General features: G+C 59.7%; 15 protein-coding genes. 4 read left to right on the forward strand and 11 right to left on the reverse strand.

Features of this window, described 5'->3' with window-relative positions:
* Positions 1-14: 14 nt before the first annotated feature.
* The 4 genes from EII30_RS03955 (at position 15) to EII30_RS03970 (ending at position 3091) form a co-directional block, all read left to right on the forward strand.
* A complete protein-coding gene (locus EII30_RS03955; RefSeq protein WP_199731559.1) occupies positions 15-833 on the forward strand; it encodes an ABC transporter ATP-binding protein in 819 nt (272 codons plus the stop codon).
* Entirely contained in the window at positions 830-1642 is an 813-nt protein-coding gene (locus tag EII30_RS03960) for a hypothetical protein (protein ID WP_124886032.1), read from the forward strand. The genes EII30_RS03955 and EII30_RS03960 overlap by 4 nt, the downstream gene beginning before the upstream one ends.
* Positions 1643-2157: 515 nt before the next feature.
* Positions 2158-2415 carry a TM2 domain-containing protein gene (locus EII30_RS08965; RefSeq protein ID WP_199731560.1) on the forward strand — a complete coding sequence of 86 codons (258 nt, stop codon included), beginning with the start codon at positions 2158-2160 and terminating at the stop codon, positions 2413-2415.
* Between the two features lie 124 nt (positions 2416-2539).
* The gene (locus tag EII30_RS03970) at positions 2540-3091 is read left to right on the forward strand and encodes an NADPH-dependent FMN reductase (protein ID WP_124886033.1); all 552 of its coding nucleotides are present in this window, start codon (positions 2540-2542) and stop codon (positions 3089-3091) included.
* A 5-nt stretch (positions 3092-3096) separates the two neighbouring features.
* Here the strand turns inward: EII30_RS03970 and EII30_RS03975 are convergent, their stop codons facing one another.
* The 11 genes from EII30_RS03975 to thrS form a co-directional block, all read right to left on the reverse strand.
* On the reverse strand, positions 3097-3669 hold the full coding sequence (locus EII30_RS03975; RefSeq protein WP_124886034.1) for a YbhB/YbcL family Raf kinase inhibitor-like protein: 573 nt from the start codon (positions 3667-3669) through the stop codon (positions 3097-3099).
* A 53-nt stretch (positions 3670-3722) separates the two neighbouring features.
* Positions 3723-4574: an ATP-binding cassette domain-containing protein gene (locus EII30_RS03980; protein ID WP_124886035.1), complete on the reverse strand. Its 852-nt coding sequence runs from the start codon at positions 4572-4574 to the stop codon at positions 3723-3725.
* On the reverse strand, positions 4571-6535 hold the full coding sequence (gene dnaG / locus EII30_RS03985; protein WP_124886036.1) for a DNA primase: 1965 nt from the start codon (positions 6533-6535) through the stop codon (positions 4571-4573). The genes EII30_RS03980 and dnaG overlap by 4 nt, the downstream gene beginning before the upstream one ends.
* Positions 6536-6561: 26 nt before the next feature.
* Positions 6562-7836 carry a deoxyguanosinetriphosphate triphosphohydrolase gene (locus EII30_RS03990; RefSeq protein WP_124886037.1) on the reverse strand — a complete coding sequence of 425 codons (1275 nt, stop codon included), beginning with the start codon at positions 7834-7836 and terminating at the stop codon, positions 6562-6564.
* A 105-nt stretch (positions 7837-7941) separates the two neighbouring features.
* Complete coding sequence (gene dusB, locus EII30_RS03995) at positions 7942-9141, reverse strand: tRNA dihydrouridine synthase DusB (protein ID WP_124886038.1); 1200 nt, start codon at positions 9139-9141, stop codon at positions 7942-7944.
* 16 nt (positions 9142-9157) lie between these two features.
* Entirely contained in the window at positions 9158-9937 is a 780-nt protein-coding gene (locus EII30_RS04000) for an isoprenyl transferase (RefSeq protein ID WP_124886039.1), read from the reverse strand.
* A 25-nt stretch (positions 9938-9962) separates the two neighbouring features.
* Positions 9963-10685, reverse strand: coding sequence for a DNA repair protein RecO (gene recO / locus EII30_RS04005; protein WP_124886040.1), 723 nt, complete (start codon positions 10683-10685; stop codon positions 9963-9965).
* A gap of 33 nt (positions 10686-10718) precedes the next feature.
* Entirely contained in the window at positions 10719-11414 is a 696-nt protein-coding gene (ruvC, locus tag EII30_RS04010) for a crossover junction endodeoxyribonuclease RuvC (RefSeq protein WP_124886041.1), read from the reverse strand.
* Between the two features lie 20 nt (positions 11415-11434).
* Complete coding sequence (locus EII30_RS04015; protein WP_124886042.1) at positions 11435-12199, reverse strand: YebC/PmpR family DNA-binding transcriptional regulator; 765 nt, start codon at positions 12197-12199, stop codon at positions 11435-11437.
* Positions 12200-12239: 40 nt separating this feature from the next.
* Entirely contained in the window at positions 12240-12806 is a 567-nt protein-coding gene (locus EII30_RS04020) for an HIT domain-containing protein (protein ID WP_124886043.1), read from the reverse strand.
* A gap of 48 nt (positions 12807-12854) precedes the next feature.
* A complete protein-coding gene (gene thrS / locus EII30_RS04025; RefSeq protein ID WP_370266969.1) occupies positions 12855-14774 on the reverse strand; it encodes a threonine--tRNA ligase in 1920 nt (639 codons plus the stop codon).
* Positions 14775-14889: the final 115 nt, after the last annotated feature.

The following is a 14889-nucleotide window of genomic DNA, read 5'->3' on the forward strand; positions in this document are numbered from 1 at the left end:
CTAAACAAATGATTGTGTCAACAAACGGCCTGACAAAAAGCTACGGCGGTAGAACCGTCCTAGACAGCGTTGATATTCGCGTACCGGAGGGAGCAATCTACGGTTTTATCGGAGCAAACGGCGCCGGTAAGACTACAACGCTGAAGATTCTAATGGGGCTGATTTCAGCAACATCAGGTGAGGCGACGGTTATGGGGATGGAGCGGGGCAGCCTGCCGGTTAAACCGCTTGACGGAATCGCCTATCTCCCCGATGTTCCTGAGATCAACTCGTGGCTGACTGCGAGGGAGGCGCTGCTGCTGTTTGGCAGTATCTCCGGCGTAGACAGGAACACCGCGCCGGATCGCGCGGAGTCGCTGCTGAAACTTGTCGGGCTTGAAAACACCCAGCTGAAAGTCGGCGGTTTTTCTCGCGGTATGAAGCAGCGCCTCGGCATCGCGGTGGCTCTGATGGGAAGCCCCCGTCTGCTAATCCTCGACGAACCAACAAGCGCTCTCGACCCCATCGGCAGGGCGCAGGTGCTGGAGATTATCGAGTCACTGCGGGGTAAAACAACAGTGCTGTTCTCCTCCCACCTGCTCGCTGATGTGCAGCAGGTTTGCTCCCACGTGGGCATCCTAAACCGCGGGCAGCTGCTCTCGCAGGGCACGCTTGAGGAGGTTATCGCGTCTGCCCCGCAGCCAGAAACAAGTATCCGGTTGAGTGGCCAACAGGCGAGCATCGTCAGGGCAAGAAACCTGCTGGAACGGGAGCTGCCCGAAATCACTATCCAGTCACAAGCGAACTCACTGCAGAACGCCTACACTCACCTGGTGAAGGGAAGGAACTCATGACAACAGTTGTTAGGCAACCAAGCATCGCCGGCACATCATTCACCGGTTTTGGGAAGCTGCTGCTGCTCAGCCTGCGGGGGTTGACGCGATCCACAAGCACCTGGGTGCTGGTCGCAATCGTGGGCTTCACCGCTGTCACTGCTGCTCCCCTCGCGCAGTACACGCCAGCGATTATTGCGGGGCTGCTGGATCCGGCTGCCGCCACCGCCCTGGAGGGTACCCTGCCGGAGCCCTCATGGCAGGAGGCTTTCGCGAACTGGGCGAAAAACCTTATCCAGATGGCAACGTTCGCGGTGATCATTATCGGAGCGATTAGTTTCCACGCTCACCTCGCTGGAGGCAGTGTGCCGCTGATCCTCACCCGATTTGTTGGCAGAAAAGCGTATTTGAGCGCGCACTTTATCGCGTTCAACGTGGTCACCTTCGTAACACAGCTGGTCGCCGCGCTTGTTGCGGTTCTGATCTCTTTGATCTTCTTCAGCGACACCGTGATAGCTGCGTTCTTTTACTCGGGTCTTGTCTGGTGGCTTTTCACCGTGTTGCTAACGGCTACGATCTGCCTCGTGGAGTCGCTGCGACTGTCGCTCGGAGTCTCGCTAGCCTCCGGTCTGGCTGTCTTCTTTGCTCTGTTCATCGGGGGTATTTGGTCCTGGGGTGCCGCTTATACTCCCCTGGGTTTAATGAATCTGATTGGCAGTATTGCAACGCAGCCGCTTAATCCGCTGCTGCCGGTTGTGACCACGGTTGCGACTGTTGCGGTGCTGGTTATGCTCAGCCTTCGAGCTTACGATCGCAAGAACATTGAATAGTGATGCTGTGAGCTAGCTCTGTAATAGGGTGTAACGTTCATGCTTTAGCATGTTTATTTAGGCTGTCTGCGTTATAATCAGATTGCACTAATTACCCTATGAATGTGAGCAAAAATGTCTGATCAGCAAGATCCAAAGAACGTAAACGATGCCGCCGCTGAGCCTGCAGAGGCACCAGCTGCTGAGGCACCGGCAGAGCCTGCTGTTGCGGCTGAGCCGGTTGCAGAGCCCGCAGCAGAGCCAGTGGTTGCTGAGCCTGCTGTTGCAGCGGAACCAGCAGCGGCAGAGCCTGTTGCAGAGCCAGCTCTCAGCCAAGCTATGAGGCACCAGCACAGCCAGTTGCCGAGCCTGCTCAGCCTGGATACGAAGCTCCTGCGCAGCCGGTTGCCGAGCCTGCACAGCCAAACTACCAGGCTAACTACCAGGCACCATCTCAGCCACAGTACGCTGACAACCAGCAGGCAGCTTACCCAGCTCCTGGCGCACAGCAGGCTCCTCCTGCATACGGTCAGCCTGTGCAGGCACCAGTGCAGCAGAAGTCTAAGCTTGCTGCCGGTCTGCTCGGTATCCTGCTCGGCACCTTCGGTGTGCACAACTTCTACCTCGGCTACACCGGTAAAGCTGTTGCGCAGCTGCTTATCTCAGTGCTGTCACTCGGCTTCCTCGCTTTCGTATCAGCGATCTGGGGCCTGATCGAGGGTATTCTGATCCTCGTTGCACAGCCTGGAACAGCACACAGCGTTGACGCGCGCGGAGTTCCTCTCACACAATAGCTGACACCAGATAAAACATAACCGTTCGGCGCGGTGGCCCCAAGCTACCGCGCCGAACTGTGTTTCTGGCTGGGCAGCGTGATCCACCAGCAAACAAATAGGAAACAAAGACAAGGGGTATTACATGACAAAGATTGCCGTTATCGCTGGATCAAGCCGTGGCGCGCGAATCGGACTGCAGATAACCGAGTGGGTGAAAGCGGTCGCAAACAACCCAGCGGTTGAACTGATCGACCTGGCTGAGGAGAACCTGCCGTTCTTTGACGAGCCCGCCTCCCCAAAATCGGGTAACCCATACCAGCACAATCACACAAAGCGCTGGGCTGCAAAGATCGCTGACTATGACGGTTTCGTGTTCGTTTTCCCCGAATACAACGGCAGCTACCCCGCAGTTTTGAAGAACGCGGTTGACTACCTCTACCCGGAGTGGAAGAACAAGCCGGTAAGCTACGTCAGCTACGGTTTCGGTGCAGGCAAACGAGCGGCTGCGGCGTTTAGCGCGCTGGCTGAGAACGTTGATCTGCAACTCACCGAGCAGGTCGCTAACCTGACACTGCGTCCCGAGATTTTCGCCGCAGACGGCAGCATCCAAGACCCCGACGTCGCTTTTGCGAGCGAAGCCGAGGCCGTCACAAACGCAGTCGGCAGTGTTGTTGCAAAGGCCCAGGCGAGCTAGCGCGACTAGTTCGCTGGCTGCTCGAAGCTGAACACCACGCTACCGCGGGCAATCACGTGCTCACGCAGCATAAAGTGGACGCGCGCCGCAGTCAGGTCAGCCGGCAGGTCAAGCACCGTGTCAAGCGCCTGCACAGTGAAGAAATACCTGTGCGGGCCGTGACCGGCCGGCGGCGCAGCCCCAATAAACTCGCGCCCGAGCGCCTCGTTGTACCCGGAAACGGCGGCGGCTGGCAGACCCTCGCCGCCCGCGGATCCGGCGCCCTCAGGCAGCTCGTTAACATCGGCTGGAATGTTATATACAACCCAGTGCCAGAATCCACTCAGGGTTGGCGCGTCAGGATCGTAGCAGGTAACCACGTAGCTTGCTGCTCCCGCAACCGGCTCCCAGCTGATCGCAGGTGACAGCTCCTCGCCGCCGTGGCTTTTCCCGACGTGCGCAAGCGGCAGTTCACTAACCGCTACGTCACCGCTGTATCCTGCGTTGCTGGTTGTTACACCGGCAACGGTGACCGTCAGCGGCTGTGTTTCACTCAGCTGCTCGTACGGGTTATTCTGTGGCAGTTTTGCGTTGGACACTGTGCCCTCCTTCGCTTCTGTTCTTCTCGGTTTAAATCTGTTGGGCGGATCCGCTAGTCCGTCGCGAGCTTTCGTTCGGCGCTCTCGTCATACGCCGTTGCCCGCAGTGCGGCCGCCAGCTGCTGCACATAACGGTGCTCACTCTCGCGGAAGATTGTGTTGATGTTGCCCGCTCCCACTGTCTGCCCCTGCTGCAGGATCAGCACCTCCTCGGCGAGCTGTTCCAGCGCCGTAATATCGTGGCAGATCAGCAGCATTGTGGTTGTGCGCCTCGCACTAAACCACTTCAGCAGCTCAACAATCGCCGGCCTGGCGGTAACGTCTATACCGATCGTTGGCTCGTCGGCGATGAGGGTGTGCGGTTCGAGCATCAGGGAGCGCATCACCGCGATCCGCTGCCGCTGCCCCTTTGACAGTTCGTGTGGCATCTTCTGCAGCATCGTCAACGGCAGCTGCACAATATCGAACATTTCCGTCACAAACTGCCCGACACGGGTTGCGTCATAGCGTTTAAAGTTCTCTCTGACCGGTTGCATTAAAACGTCTGCGATGGTTAGTTCGGGCGGCAGTTTCGCGCCGTCGTCCTGCGCGAGATAGCCCACCTCGCGCTGCAGGATTGTGCGCTGTTTGCGATTCAGCGAGGCAATGTTTAAACTCCTGACGGTTGCGGATCCACCAACAATGCGCACCCGGTCAGACTTGCTCTGCGCGTCTTGCCCACGGCCAGCGAGGGTTCTTGCGAGGGTACTTTTGCCGGATCCGCTCTCACCCAAAAGCGCGAGCACCGCCCCGGGTACCAGGTTGAAACTAACCCCGTGAACAGCGGTGTGTGCCCGTGCCCCATCGTGCGGCGGATATTCAAGTGTCAGATCAGAGACACTGATTTCGTACTTGTTTTCAGTCATTGATTCTCCGGTCGTAGGGAACGCCTCGCGCGCTCGATCATGTCCATCTGCTGCTGGTAGGCAAGCGATTGAGGGTGTGAGGCGTCGCCGATTCTGAGCATCCGCAGCATCATCTCCCGTTTCAGGCTGCGCAGGTCACGATCAAGCAGCGCCACAATAATGTCGCGACAGTACCCCGGCAGCCGGTCAGGGCGGGTTTGCTGCAGCGGGGCGATCGCGAGCTCACGCAGCAGGTCACGCAGCGGTTCCGGTGTGTTCTGCAGCACCAGCTGCAGCCACTGCGGGCTGTTGGCGAGAACCGCCGCCGTCTGTGAGCTGCGCGTTTCTGCGGCGGCCTGCTGCGAAGCGGCGTCGACACCACTGCCCGGTTCGCTGTTGGATCCGCTGCCCGCCCCGCTGGTTAGCGCGCTAAGGGTTTGCGCGATTGCGTCGCGGATCCCCGCAAGCGGCGCCAGATCCACCCGCGCCGTAACCGCCTGGGTTAAAAGCTGCTCACCGATCAGATCAGGGTGCTGCAGCATCGCCATCATCGCGTCACGCTCTAACCGTGTGTCCCCTGTGTGTGGCAGCTGCGCAAGCCTGGGCACCTGTTGCACTGGCTGCGCAGGCAGAGCGGGGGCGGGAGGCTCGGATCCACCCGCTGTATTGCTGCTTGCAGAACCGTTGACGGCGCGCTGCACCTCCGCTATGTCGAGCCCTAAAAGCCCTGAGAGTTCGCGCACATAGCCGGGACGCAGCGCACTGTCGCGAATCCCCGCAACAACCGGGGCTGCTTTGCGCAGCGCTCCGACGCGACCCTCAACCGTGTTCAGGTCGAAGTCGCGGATAACCTGGCGCATCGCAAACTCAAACAGCGGCACCCGCTGGTTAAACATTTCGGCGAGGGCCGCATCACCGCGGTGCTGGCGCATATCGCTCGGGTCGAGCCCCTCAGCGTTAACAACCGCGTAGGTTTGGGCGACAAACTTTTGTTCCTGCCCGAAGGCTTTCAGCGCGGCGTTTTGGCCGGCGGTGTCGGGGTCGAAGGTGAAAATAACCTCAGCGCCAGGAGAGTCACCGAGCATTCGGCGGAGCACCGTGATGTGGTCGGCTCCGAAGGCGGTGCCACAGGTTGCGATCGCGTGCGGCACACCCGCCAGGTGGCACGCCATCACATCGGTGTAGCCCTCAACGATGATCACCCGCTTGTCCTGGCCGATAGCGCGCTTCGCGAGGTCGATGCCGTAGAGCAGCTGTGACTTGTGGTAGATCGCCGAGTCGGAGCTGTTCAGGTATTTCGGCCCCTGGTCGCTCTCCAGCAGTTTACGGGCACCAAAACCAACAACCTGACCGCTCGCGTCACGGATGGGCCACATAATCCGACCGCGAAAAGCGTCGTACACTCCCCTGTTGCCCTCTTTTACAAGGCCAGCGGCGAGCATCTCAACACGGTTGAAGCCAAGCCCGGTCAAGTGTTTAATCAAGCCGTCCCAGCTGTTTGGTGAGTAGCCAACCCCAAACTGTTGAAGGGCGTGAGCATCGAATCCACGCGCCGCCATAAAATCAACAGCCTGCCTGCCAGCGGGTGTGGCCAGCTGCGCAACATAGAAGTCAGCGGCGGCCTTTGCGGCGGCGTAGAGCCTGGTTTTGCTCGGGCCACGGTTGGCGTTGTCACCGTCTTCAACGGTTAACTCCATACCCGCACGAGCGGCCAGCCGCTCAACCGCCTCCGAAAAACTTAAGTGGTCAAGCTTTTGCACAAAGCTGATCACATCACCCGACTCACCGCAGCCAAAGCAGTGGTAGAAACCGGCGCTCGGCCTGACGTGGAAGCTCGGTGAACGCTCATCGTGGAACGGGCAGAGCCCCTTCATCGAGTCGGCTCCGGCGCGTTTTAACACCAGGTAGTCGGCAACAACATCAGCAATATTGACGCGCTGTTTAAGCGTCTCAATGTCTCTCGGGCTGATCCTACCTGCCATGCTTCAATTTTAGCGGGTGGCTGCTGTTAGAAAAGGGGGACGTCACAAAGTCGTTTCCACCAGCTGAGCGCCGACTGATCGGTGAGGCAGGCAACCTGATCCACAATCGCCCGCCTCGCAAGCGCCTCATCCGGCGCCGACATATAGTCGGCGTAGAAAGCGGGTTCGAGATGGATAGGATCCGCCCACAGCGCCTCAAGCACCTCGGTGAGCAGATCCCGCTGTTTCTGGTAGGTTGGTTTGCGTCTGCCGCTGGTCATCACAAACGCCGCAACAATGCCCTTTAGCACCGCGATCTCGGCGGCAATATCGCGCGGCACAATAATCGTTGCCCCGTACCTGGCGAGTTTTGTGGACGCCGCGTGCTCACGGGTTGCGGTGATTGCCGCGCCCGCGAACTTGCCGATAGTTTCGCTCGTGAAGTTCTTTAGTTTAGCCTGATCGAAACGGCTGCCGTCCCAGCGGTCAAGCCACTTGCGGGAGCGCGCCAGGTTCTCAAACGCCGCCCCGATCTCGTCACCGCTGAAACTGTCGCCGCTCCACTCAACCACCTGCCGAATCAGCGAGTCATGCCCCGACTTGGAGGTGAGAATCTCCGGGTCGATGTAGCCGCTGACGATCGCGTCCTCAAAATCGTGCACCGAATACGCGATGTCGTCACTGAGATCCATCAGCTGCGCCTCAACACACTTGGTGCGGGGTGTGGATCCCTCGCGCAACCACTGAAAAACCGGTTCGTCATCGAGGAAGTACCCGAACTTTTTAACCGGTTTAGCATCAGGATCCGCTCCGTCAAGGCGCGGCCACGGGTATTTACAGCTGGCGTCGAGGGTTGCACGGGTGAGGTTCAGGCCAACACTCTCACCGTCCCGGGTAAAGCGTTTCGGTTCAAGCCGGGTGAGGATCCGCAGCGTCTGCGCGTTCCCCTCAAACCCGCCAAAGTTTGCCATCCAGTTATCGAGCGCTGTTTCACCGTTGTGGCCAAACGGTGGGTGCCCGAGATCGTGGGTTAGGCAGGCGGTGTCGACGAGATCCGCTGAAACACCCAGCGAGTTAGCAAGCTCGCGCCCAATCTGTGCAACCTCCAGCGAGTGAGTCAGCCGGTTGCGGGCAAAGTCAATGCCTGCGGTTGGGCTTAACACCTGTGTTTTGGCGGCGAGCCTGCGCCAGGCAGAACTGTGAATCACGCGCGCCCGATCCCGAGCGAAGGCGGTGCGGGCAGCGGTGTGCTGCTCGGGAACGAACCGGGCTATATCAAACTCGCTGTAGTCGCTGTGACCTGCGTGTTCCAAGTTGATCATTGCTAATATCCTATGGCATGAGAAGCAGCTTGGCTGGGTGGTGCAGTAAACGAACTGCGTTTCACCGGAATCCGGCTGCGTCTAGCCAAACCTGTCGGGTCGCGCCTAACCGCCGCTGTCGTCCCGCTCGGCGTCCGCGAGCTCGGTGAAATCAATGTTGTCGGAGCTGCGCGACTCCAGCCAGCCGTCCGGCAGGTGCGGGCGTTTTGCCCTGCCTGCGCGCCCGCGCGGGCCCTCGGCGCCCTGCTCAGGATACGGCAGTGAGCGATCCATCTGCGCAAAAATCTCGTCCATGTGGGCAAAATCTAAAACCCCAGCAAGCGCCCGCCTGACATCACCGCCGACACTGTAGCCCTTAAAATACCACGCCATGTGCTTGCGAATATCACGGTGCGCGTGCGCCTCATCACCGCCGAAGAAATCAACCAGCAGCTCCGTATGACGCCGAACCGCGTCCATTACCTCACCGAGCGGCGGAGCGGCCGCGGCCGCGTTCGCCTCCTCCCAGCTGATCTCCCCCGCGCGCGCCTTAAAAGCGGCGGTCAGGTCGCCAAACAGCCAGGGCCTGCCGAGACAGCCGCGCCCAACAACAACCCCGTCACAACCGGTGTGTTCAACCATGCGGATCGCATCAGCCGCCGACCAAATATCGCCGTTGCCAAGCACCGGCACCCCGTTAACCGCCTGTTTCAGTTCCGCAATCGCGTCCCAGTCGGCCTTCCCGGAATAGTGCTCAGCCATTGTGCGACCGTGCAGCGCAATCGCGGCAACACCCGCGTCCGCCGCCATCTTTCCGGCGTCGAGGAACGTCAGGTGATCCTGGTCGATCCCCTTACGCATTTTGATGGTCAGGGGCAGATTACCCGCCGCCTTCACAGCCTGTTTCACAATCGCCGCAAACAGATCCTGTTTCCAGGGCAGGGCGGATCCACCCCCCTTGCGAGTCACCTTGGGAACCGGGCACCCGAAGTTGAGGTCGATGTGGTCCGCGAGATCATCGTCAACAATCATTGTCACAGCCTGAGCAATGGTTTTCGGGTCAACCCCGTAAAGCTGGATTGAGCGGGGTTTTTCAGACTCGTGGAACTGGATCAGCCGCAGCGTGTTCGGGGTGCGCTCAACGAGGGCGCGGCTGGTAATCATCTCGCTAACAAACAGTCCCTCACCGTATTCGCGGCACAGTCTCCGGTAGGCGGTGTTTGTGATCCCCGCCATCGGCGCGAGCTCAACCGGCACGGGCAGCTCAATATTGCCGATCCGCAGTTTTTCTGCAGTCACAGCTGTGGGTTTTAGGGACTCTATCATAGGGCGTCTGCTCTCGCTAGCTCGGCTGGTCGGTTGCGCCGCCGAAACGGCGATCGCGTTTGGTGTAACTGTCAATGCACTGCCAGAGGTCCTCGCGGGTGAAATCTGGCCAGAGGGTTTCTGTGAACATCAGCTCCGCGTAGGCGCTCTGCCACATCAAAAAATTGCTTGTCCGCTGCTCTCCGGAGGTGCGGATCATCAGGTCAACGTTCGGCATCTCGGGCACATACAGGTGTTTTTCGATTGTCCGCTCACTTATGCGTGAAGGGGTTAGGGTGCCCTCGGCAACCTCGGCGGCGATGCTGCGAACCGCGTCAACCAGTTCGTTGCGGCCGCCGTAGTTAACGCACATGGAGAGGGTTAAACCGGTGTTGCCGCGGGTGCGCTCCTCGGCAACCCTGAGCTCTTTTAACACGCTCAGCCACAGCCGCGGCTTCCGGCCAGCCCAGCGCATGCGGACGTTCCAGCTGTGCAGCTGTTCCCGGCGATCGCGTAAAACCTGACGGTTAAAGCCCATTAAAAAACGCACCTCATCGGGTGATCGCCGCCAGTTCTCGGTTGAGAAGGCGTAAACGCTGAGGTGTTTAACCCCCGCTTGGACAGCGCCGGCAACAACGTCGAGCAGCGCTTTTTCGCCCTGTTTGTGACCCTCAACCCGGGTGAGGCCGCGCTGGTTTGCCCACCTGCCGTTACCGTCCATCACAATCGCGATGTGCTGGGGCACCTCACCGACAAACTGGGATGGCCTAACGCCGGTCCAGTCGACCGGTAACAGCTCAGTAGCGCGCTTGGGCATACCCCTCCTAACTCAACCTGTAATTTTAGTGCATTACCGTGCTATACGATTTTAAGCCGCGCTCAAGCTGCCATTTTACGTGCGCGGCAACAATCGCCGCCGCCTGGTTCGCCTCCCCCTGGGTTGCGTTCACGGTCTGTTGCCAGTCACCGCGTGAGAGGGCGCGAAGCAGCAGCATAACCTCCTTTGTAACCGCTACCGCACCGGGTTTGTGGCAGTTAGCACACAGCACCCCGCCGTGAGCAACAGAGAAATAGGCGAGATCCGCCCGTGAGCCACAAACAACGCAGCTGTCATAGTTGAGCGCCCAACCCGAGAGCGCGAGGGCCCGCAGCAGATATGAGTCGCGGATCAGGCCGGTCGGCGCCAGACCGCCTGCAAGCGCCTTTAACCCACCGGCGAGCAGATGAAACTGGTGGGCTGAGGCCTCAACCTCGGTGAGCTGCGCGGCCGTTTCAACCATAATGCTCGCCGCTTGATAGCTGCTCAGCTCGCCGCTGAGCGCGGGCGCGTAGAGGGCGATGCTCTCAACCTGTGTGATTGTGTCGAGGCTCCTGCCATGAAAGCACATAACGTCAATGTGCGAGAAAGGCTCAAGTCGTGCCCCAAACTTTGATGCGGTGCGTCTAACGCCTTTAGCAACCGCGCGAACAAGCCCGTGATTCGGCGTGAGCATTGTGATAATGCGGTCTGCCTCACCGAGTTTGTGGGTGCGTAAAACCACTGCCTGATCCCGATAGCTCGCCACCTGTTTACCCGTCCGTTAAACTATCTGCTTTAACTATCTGCCGCCCGAACGGCGCGCGTTCTTGCGTCGTTTGCCGGCGCGCTGCTCAGCGGCCGCCCACACCTGCTGGGCGGGGGTGAGAGATCCTGCCGCGCTCCTCACGGCGGGGTTTGCGGATCCACCCGCGCCCGCTGCTGCGGCGTTTAACCCGCCGGTGAACCGGTCGCGGTTTTGGCGCGCACCCGCGGAGGTGGCGCCCGCTCCGGTTACCCTCGACAGATGGTAGGCGTGGGTTAGCGCAAGCGCCAGCGCGTCGGCGGCGTCAGCGGGTTTCGGCGGTTTCGCGAGCCCGAGCATCCGGGTGACCATCGTCGCAACCTGGGTTTTATCGGCGGCGCCGTAACCGGTAACCTGCATTTTCACCTCGTTTGGGGTGTAGAGCGTCACCGGAATCTCGCGCTGCGCGGCAAGGAACATAACAATGCCCGAGATTTGCGCAACGCCCATAACACTCGGCAGGTTCTGCTGCGCAAAAACCCGTTCGAGTGCGACAGCGGCGGGTGGATCCGGCGAGTCCAGGATCCGCGCGATTGCAGACCCGAGCATGTTGAGGCGCTGCTGCAGTGGATCATCGGGTGAGCTCTGCAGCACCTCAACGTGCTCAAACTCTACCCGGCGACCTCCGAGAGCGCGCACAACCCCGATCCCACACCTTGTGAGACCGGGGTCGATGCCTAAGATCCGAGTCATTGGCTAACAGGATCCGACGGTTAGCTGTCCTCTGCCAGCTCCGCCATAACCTCCGCAGACAGGCTGAAGTTTGAGTAGACGTTCTGCACGTCGTCCTGGTCTTCCAGTGCCTCGATGAGACGGAAAACCTTGCGAGCGGTTTCAGCGTCAATCTCAACCTTCAGGTCGGCAACAAACTCAACCTCGGCTGAGTCGTAGTCGATTCCCGCGTCAGTGAGTGCCTGGCGTGCAGCGTTCAGATCGTTGGGCTCGGTGAGCACCTCGAAGGCTTCGCCGTTTGGGGTTTCAGCAACCTCTTCTGCGCCCGCCTCCAGCACCGCGAGCATCACATCGTCCTCGCTTGTGTCTGCAGCACCGACGGTGATTACGCCCTTGCGAGCAAAGTTGTATGACACACTGCCCGGATCCGCCATGTTGCCGCCGTTGCGGCTGACCGCGGTGCGCACCTCGGTTGCTGCGCGGTTGCGATTGTCAGTGAGACACTCAATCAATAGAGCGACACCGTTCGGGCCGTACCCCTCGTACATAATCGTCTCGTAGTTAACCGCGTCTCCGGTGAGGCCGGCACCGCGTTTAATCGCGCGATCAATGTTGTCGTTCGGCATCGACTGCTTCTTTGCCTTGTGCACAGCAAGCTCAAGCGCCGGGTTACCCTCAACGTCTGGTCCACCGATGCGAGCAGCAACCTCGATGTTTTTGGCGAGCTTCGCAAAAATGTTTGCGCGCTTCGCGTCAAGCGCTGCCTTCTTGTGTTTGGTTGTGGCCCACTTGGAGTGACCTGCCATATTGTTTCCTTCTTATCGCTGTGTTCTGTTTAAAAAGCTGTTAAATTCTATCCCAGGCTGCTGCGAGTTTCTCGCGAACCTCACCGAGCAGCTGCGGCACTGCTTTTGTGCGCGCAACAATCGGCAGGAAGTTTGCGTCACCGTGCCAGCGTGGCACAATGTGCTGGTGCAGGTGCGCTGCAATCCCGGCACCGGCAACCTCTCCCTGGTTCATGCCGATGTTGTAGCCGTGGCAGCCACTCACTTCTTTTAACACCTCCATCGCCCGCTGGGTTAGCTCCGCAATCTCGGCGGTTTCTGCAGCGGTTGCCTCCGTGTAGCTGGCAATATGCCGGTATGGGCATACCAGCAGGTGTCCGCCGTTGTAGGGGTAGAGGTTTAGCAGCACAAAAGCGGTTTTGCCGCGCGCAACGATCAGGCCGCGCTCGTCCTCGCCCGCAGGCGCTGCACAAAACGGGCAGTTGCTCTCGTCCGCCTGCGTGTGGTCGCCAACATAAACCATGCGGTGAGGAACCCACAGCCGGGAAAACCCGTCGGGGGCTCCGGCAGCGAACTCCGCTTCGCGGTGGATCAGCGGATCCGCCCCGCCCGTCTCGTGCTCAGCCATACTAGATTCCCGATCAGTTAGCTTCACTGTTGTTAACTTCGCAGTCCGCTAGTCTTGCCAGGCGGTGTTGACCTGCTCGTGCGATTTGATCGCGTTAACGATCCGCTCAATCGCCTCAGCAACCGGCACACCGTTAAGCTGTGAGCCGTCACGGAAGCGGAAGCTGACCGCGCCAGCGGAGCGATCATCCTCACCGGCGATCAGCTGGAACGGCACCTTAGCTTTGGTGTGGGTGCGAATCTTCTTCGGCATCCGGTCAAAGCTGTGGTCAACCTCGGCGCGCACGCCACGCTCCCGCAGCTGCGCGATAACACCGTCAAGATACTCTCCGTACTCCTCAGCTACCGGGATGCCAACAACCTGCTGCGGCGCTAGCCAAACAGGGAAGGCTCCCGCGTAGTGCTCTAGCAGAATCGCAAAGAAGCGCTCAATCGAGCCGAGCAGGGCGCGGTGGATCATAACCGGCCGCTTCCTGGTGCCGTCGGCGGCTGCATACTCCAGCTCAAACAGCTCCGGCTGGTTGAAATCAAGCTGCACGGTGCTCAGCTGCCAGGTGCGGCCGATTGCGTCGCGCGCCTGGACCGAGATCTTCGGACCGTAGAACGCTGCGCCGCCCGGATCCGCCACCAAATCAAGACCGGATTCTTCACCAATCTTTTGCAGCATCGCCTCGGCTGTCTCCCACTGCTCAACAGAGCCGACAAACTTTTCTGGATCGCGGGTTGACAGCTCCAGGTAGAAGTCGCTGAGGCCGTAGCCGCGCAGGGTCTCAAACACGAACTCTAGCTGGCGTTTAATCTCGTCGCTCACCTGCTCGTCGGTGACGTAGATGTGTGCGTCATCCTGGGTGAGGCCGCGCACGCGGGTGAGGCCTGCGAGGGTGCCGCTCTTTTCGTAGCGGTAGACGGTGCCGAACTCCGCGAGCCGGAGCGGCAGTTCACGGTAGCTTCTAGCGCGTGCCCGATAGATCAGGTTGTGGAACGGGCAGTTCATCGGCTTCAGGTAGTAGTCCTGACCGGGCTTAATCACCTTACCCGCGTCGTCCTTCACCTCGTCCAGGTGCATCGCCGGGAACATTCCATCTTTGTACCAGTTGAGGTGCTGGCTGGTTTCAAACAGCTGACCCTTGGTGATGTGCGGGGTGTTAACCAGCTCATAGTCTGCCTTCAGCAGCTGCTCACGCAGGTAGTTCTCCATCTCGTGGCGGATAATGCCGCCCTTCGGGTGGAACACGGCAAGGCCAGAGCCGATCTCGTCGGGGAAGCTGAACAGGTCAAGCTCGACACCGAGTTTGCGGTGGTCGCGCTTCAGCGCCTCCTCCAGGCGGGTCTGGTAGTCGCGCAGCTCTTCCTTGGTTGGCCACGCGGTTCCGTAAACACGCTGCAGCTGCGGGTTCTTCTCACTGCCACGCCAGTATGCGGCGGCGGTGCGCATCAGCGCCCAGCCGTTACCGATCAACCGGGTGTTTGGCAGGTGCGGCCCGCGACAGAGGTCCTTCCAGCAGACCTCGCCGGTTTTTGGATCCACATTGTCGTAGATGGTTAGCTCAGCGCCGCCAACCTCAACGCTCTCGTTATCGTCACCCGGGTTGCTGCCTTTTAGACCGATCAGCTCCAGTTTGTAGGGCTCGCTGGCGAGCTCAGCGCGTGCTTCTTCCTCGGTGACAACCCGGCGAACAAACCGCTGCCCCTGTTTGATGATGCGCTGCATCTCCTTAGTCAGCGCCTTCAAATCCTCCGGGGTGAACGCCTCCTCCGGGTCGAAGTCGTAGTAGAAACCGTCTTTAATCGGCGGACCAATTCCGAGCTTGGTTTCGGGGTTGATGTTCTGCACCGCCTGCGCGAGCACGTGCGCAGCGCTGTGCCTGAGAATGTCTAGTCCGTCAGGCGAATCGATTATTACAGGTTCAACAGCGTCACCGTCGGTCACGGTTGCTGCAAGGTCTTTCAGCTCACCGTTAACACGCATCGCAACGACGTTGCGGTCAGAAAACAGTTCAAAACCGTCTGCCACCTGGATCTCCTAGCAAAGAAAATTTACAATTTAACCCTACAAGTTTACAGGCGTAAGCTAGGCTTGTCTC

The sequence above is a fragment of the Leucobacter sp. OH1287 genome, assembly GCF_003859945.1.
Classification (GTDB): domain Bacteria; phylum Actinomycetota; class Actinomycetes; order Actinomycetales; family Microbacteriaceae; genus Canibacter.

Coding starts and splice junctions, on each gene's coding strand:
- thrS (WP_370266969.1), bottom strand. CDS start 14,774: ATGCGTGTTAACGGTGAGCTGAAAGACCTTGCAGCAACCGTGACCGAC.
- EII30_RS03980 (WP_124886035.1), bottom strand. CDS start 4,574: ATGACTGAAAACAAGTACGAAATCAGTGTCTCTGATCTGACACTTGAA.
- dusB (WP_124886038.1), bottom strand. CDS start 9,141: ATGATAGAGTCCCTAAAACCCACAGCTGTGACTGCAGAAAAACTGCGG.
- EII30_RS03990 (WP_124886037.1), bottom strand. CDS start 7,836: ATGATCAACTTGGAACACGCAGGTCACAGCGACTACAGCGAGTTTGAT.
- EII30_RS04000 (WP_124886039.1), bottom strand. CDS start 9,937: ATGCCCAAGCGCGCTACTGAGCTGTTACCGGTCGACTGGACCGGCGTT.
- EII30_RS04020 (WP_124886043.1), bottom strand. CDS start 12,806: ATGGCTGAGCACGAGACGGGCGGGGCGGATCCGCTGATCCACCGCGAA.
- EII30_RS03970 (WP_124886033.1), top strand. CDS start 2,540: ATGACAAAGATTGCCGTTATCGCTGGATCAAGCCGTGGCGCGCGAATC.
- EII30_RS04015 (WP_124886042.1), bottom strand. CDS start 12,199: ATGGCAGGTCACTCCAAGTGGGCCACAACCAAACACAAGAAGGCAGCG.
- dnaG (WP_124886036.1), bottom strand. CDS start 6,535: ATGGCAGGTAGGATCAGCCCGAGAGACATTGAGACGCTTAAACAGCGC.
- EII30_RS03960 (WP_124886032.1), top strand. CDS start 830: ATGACAACAGTTGTTAGGCAACCAAGCATCGCCGGCACATCATTCACC.
- ruvC (WP_124886041.1), bottom strand. CDS start 11,414: ATGACTCGGATCTTAGGCATCGACCCCGGTCTCACAAGGTGTGGGATC.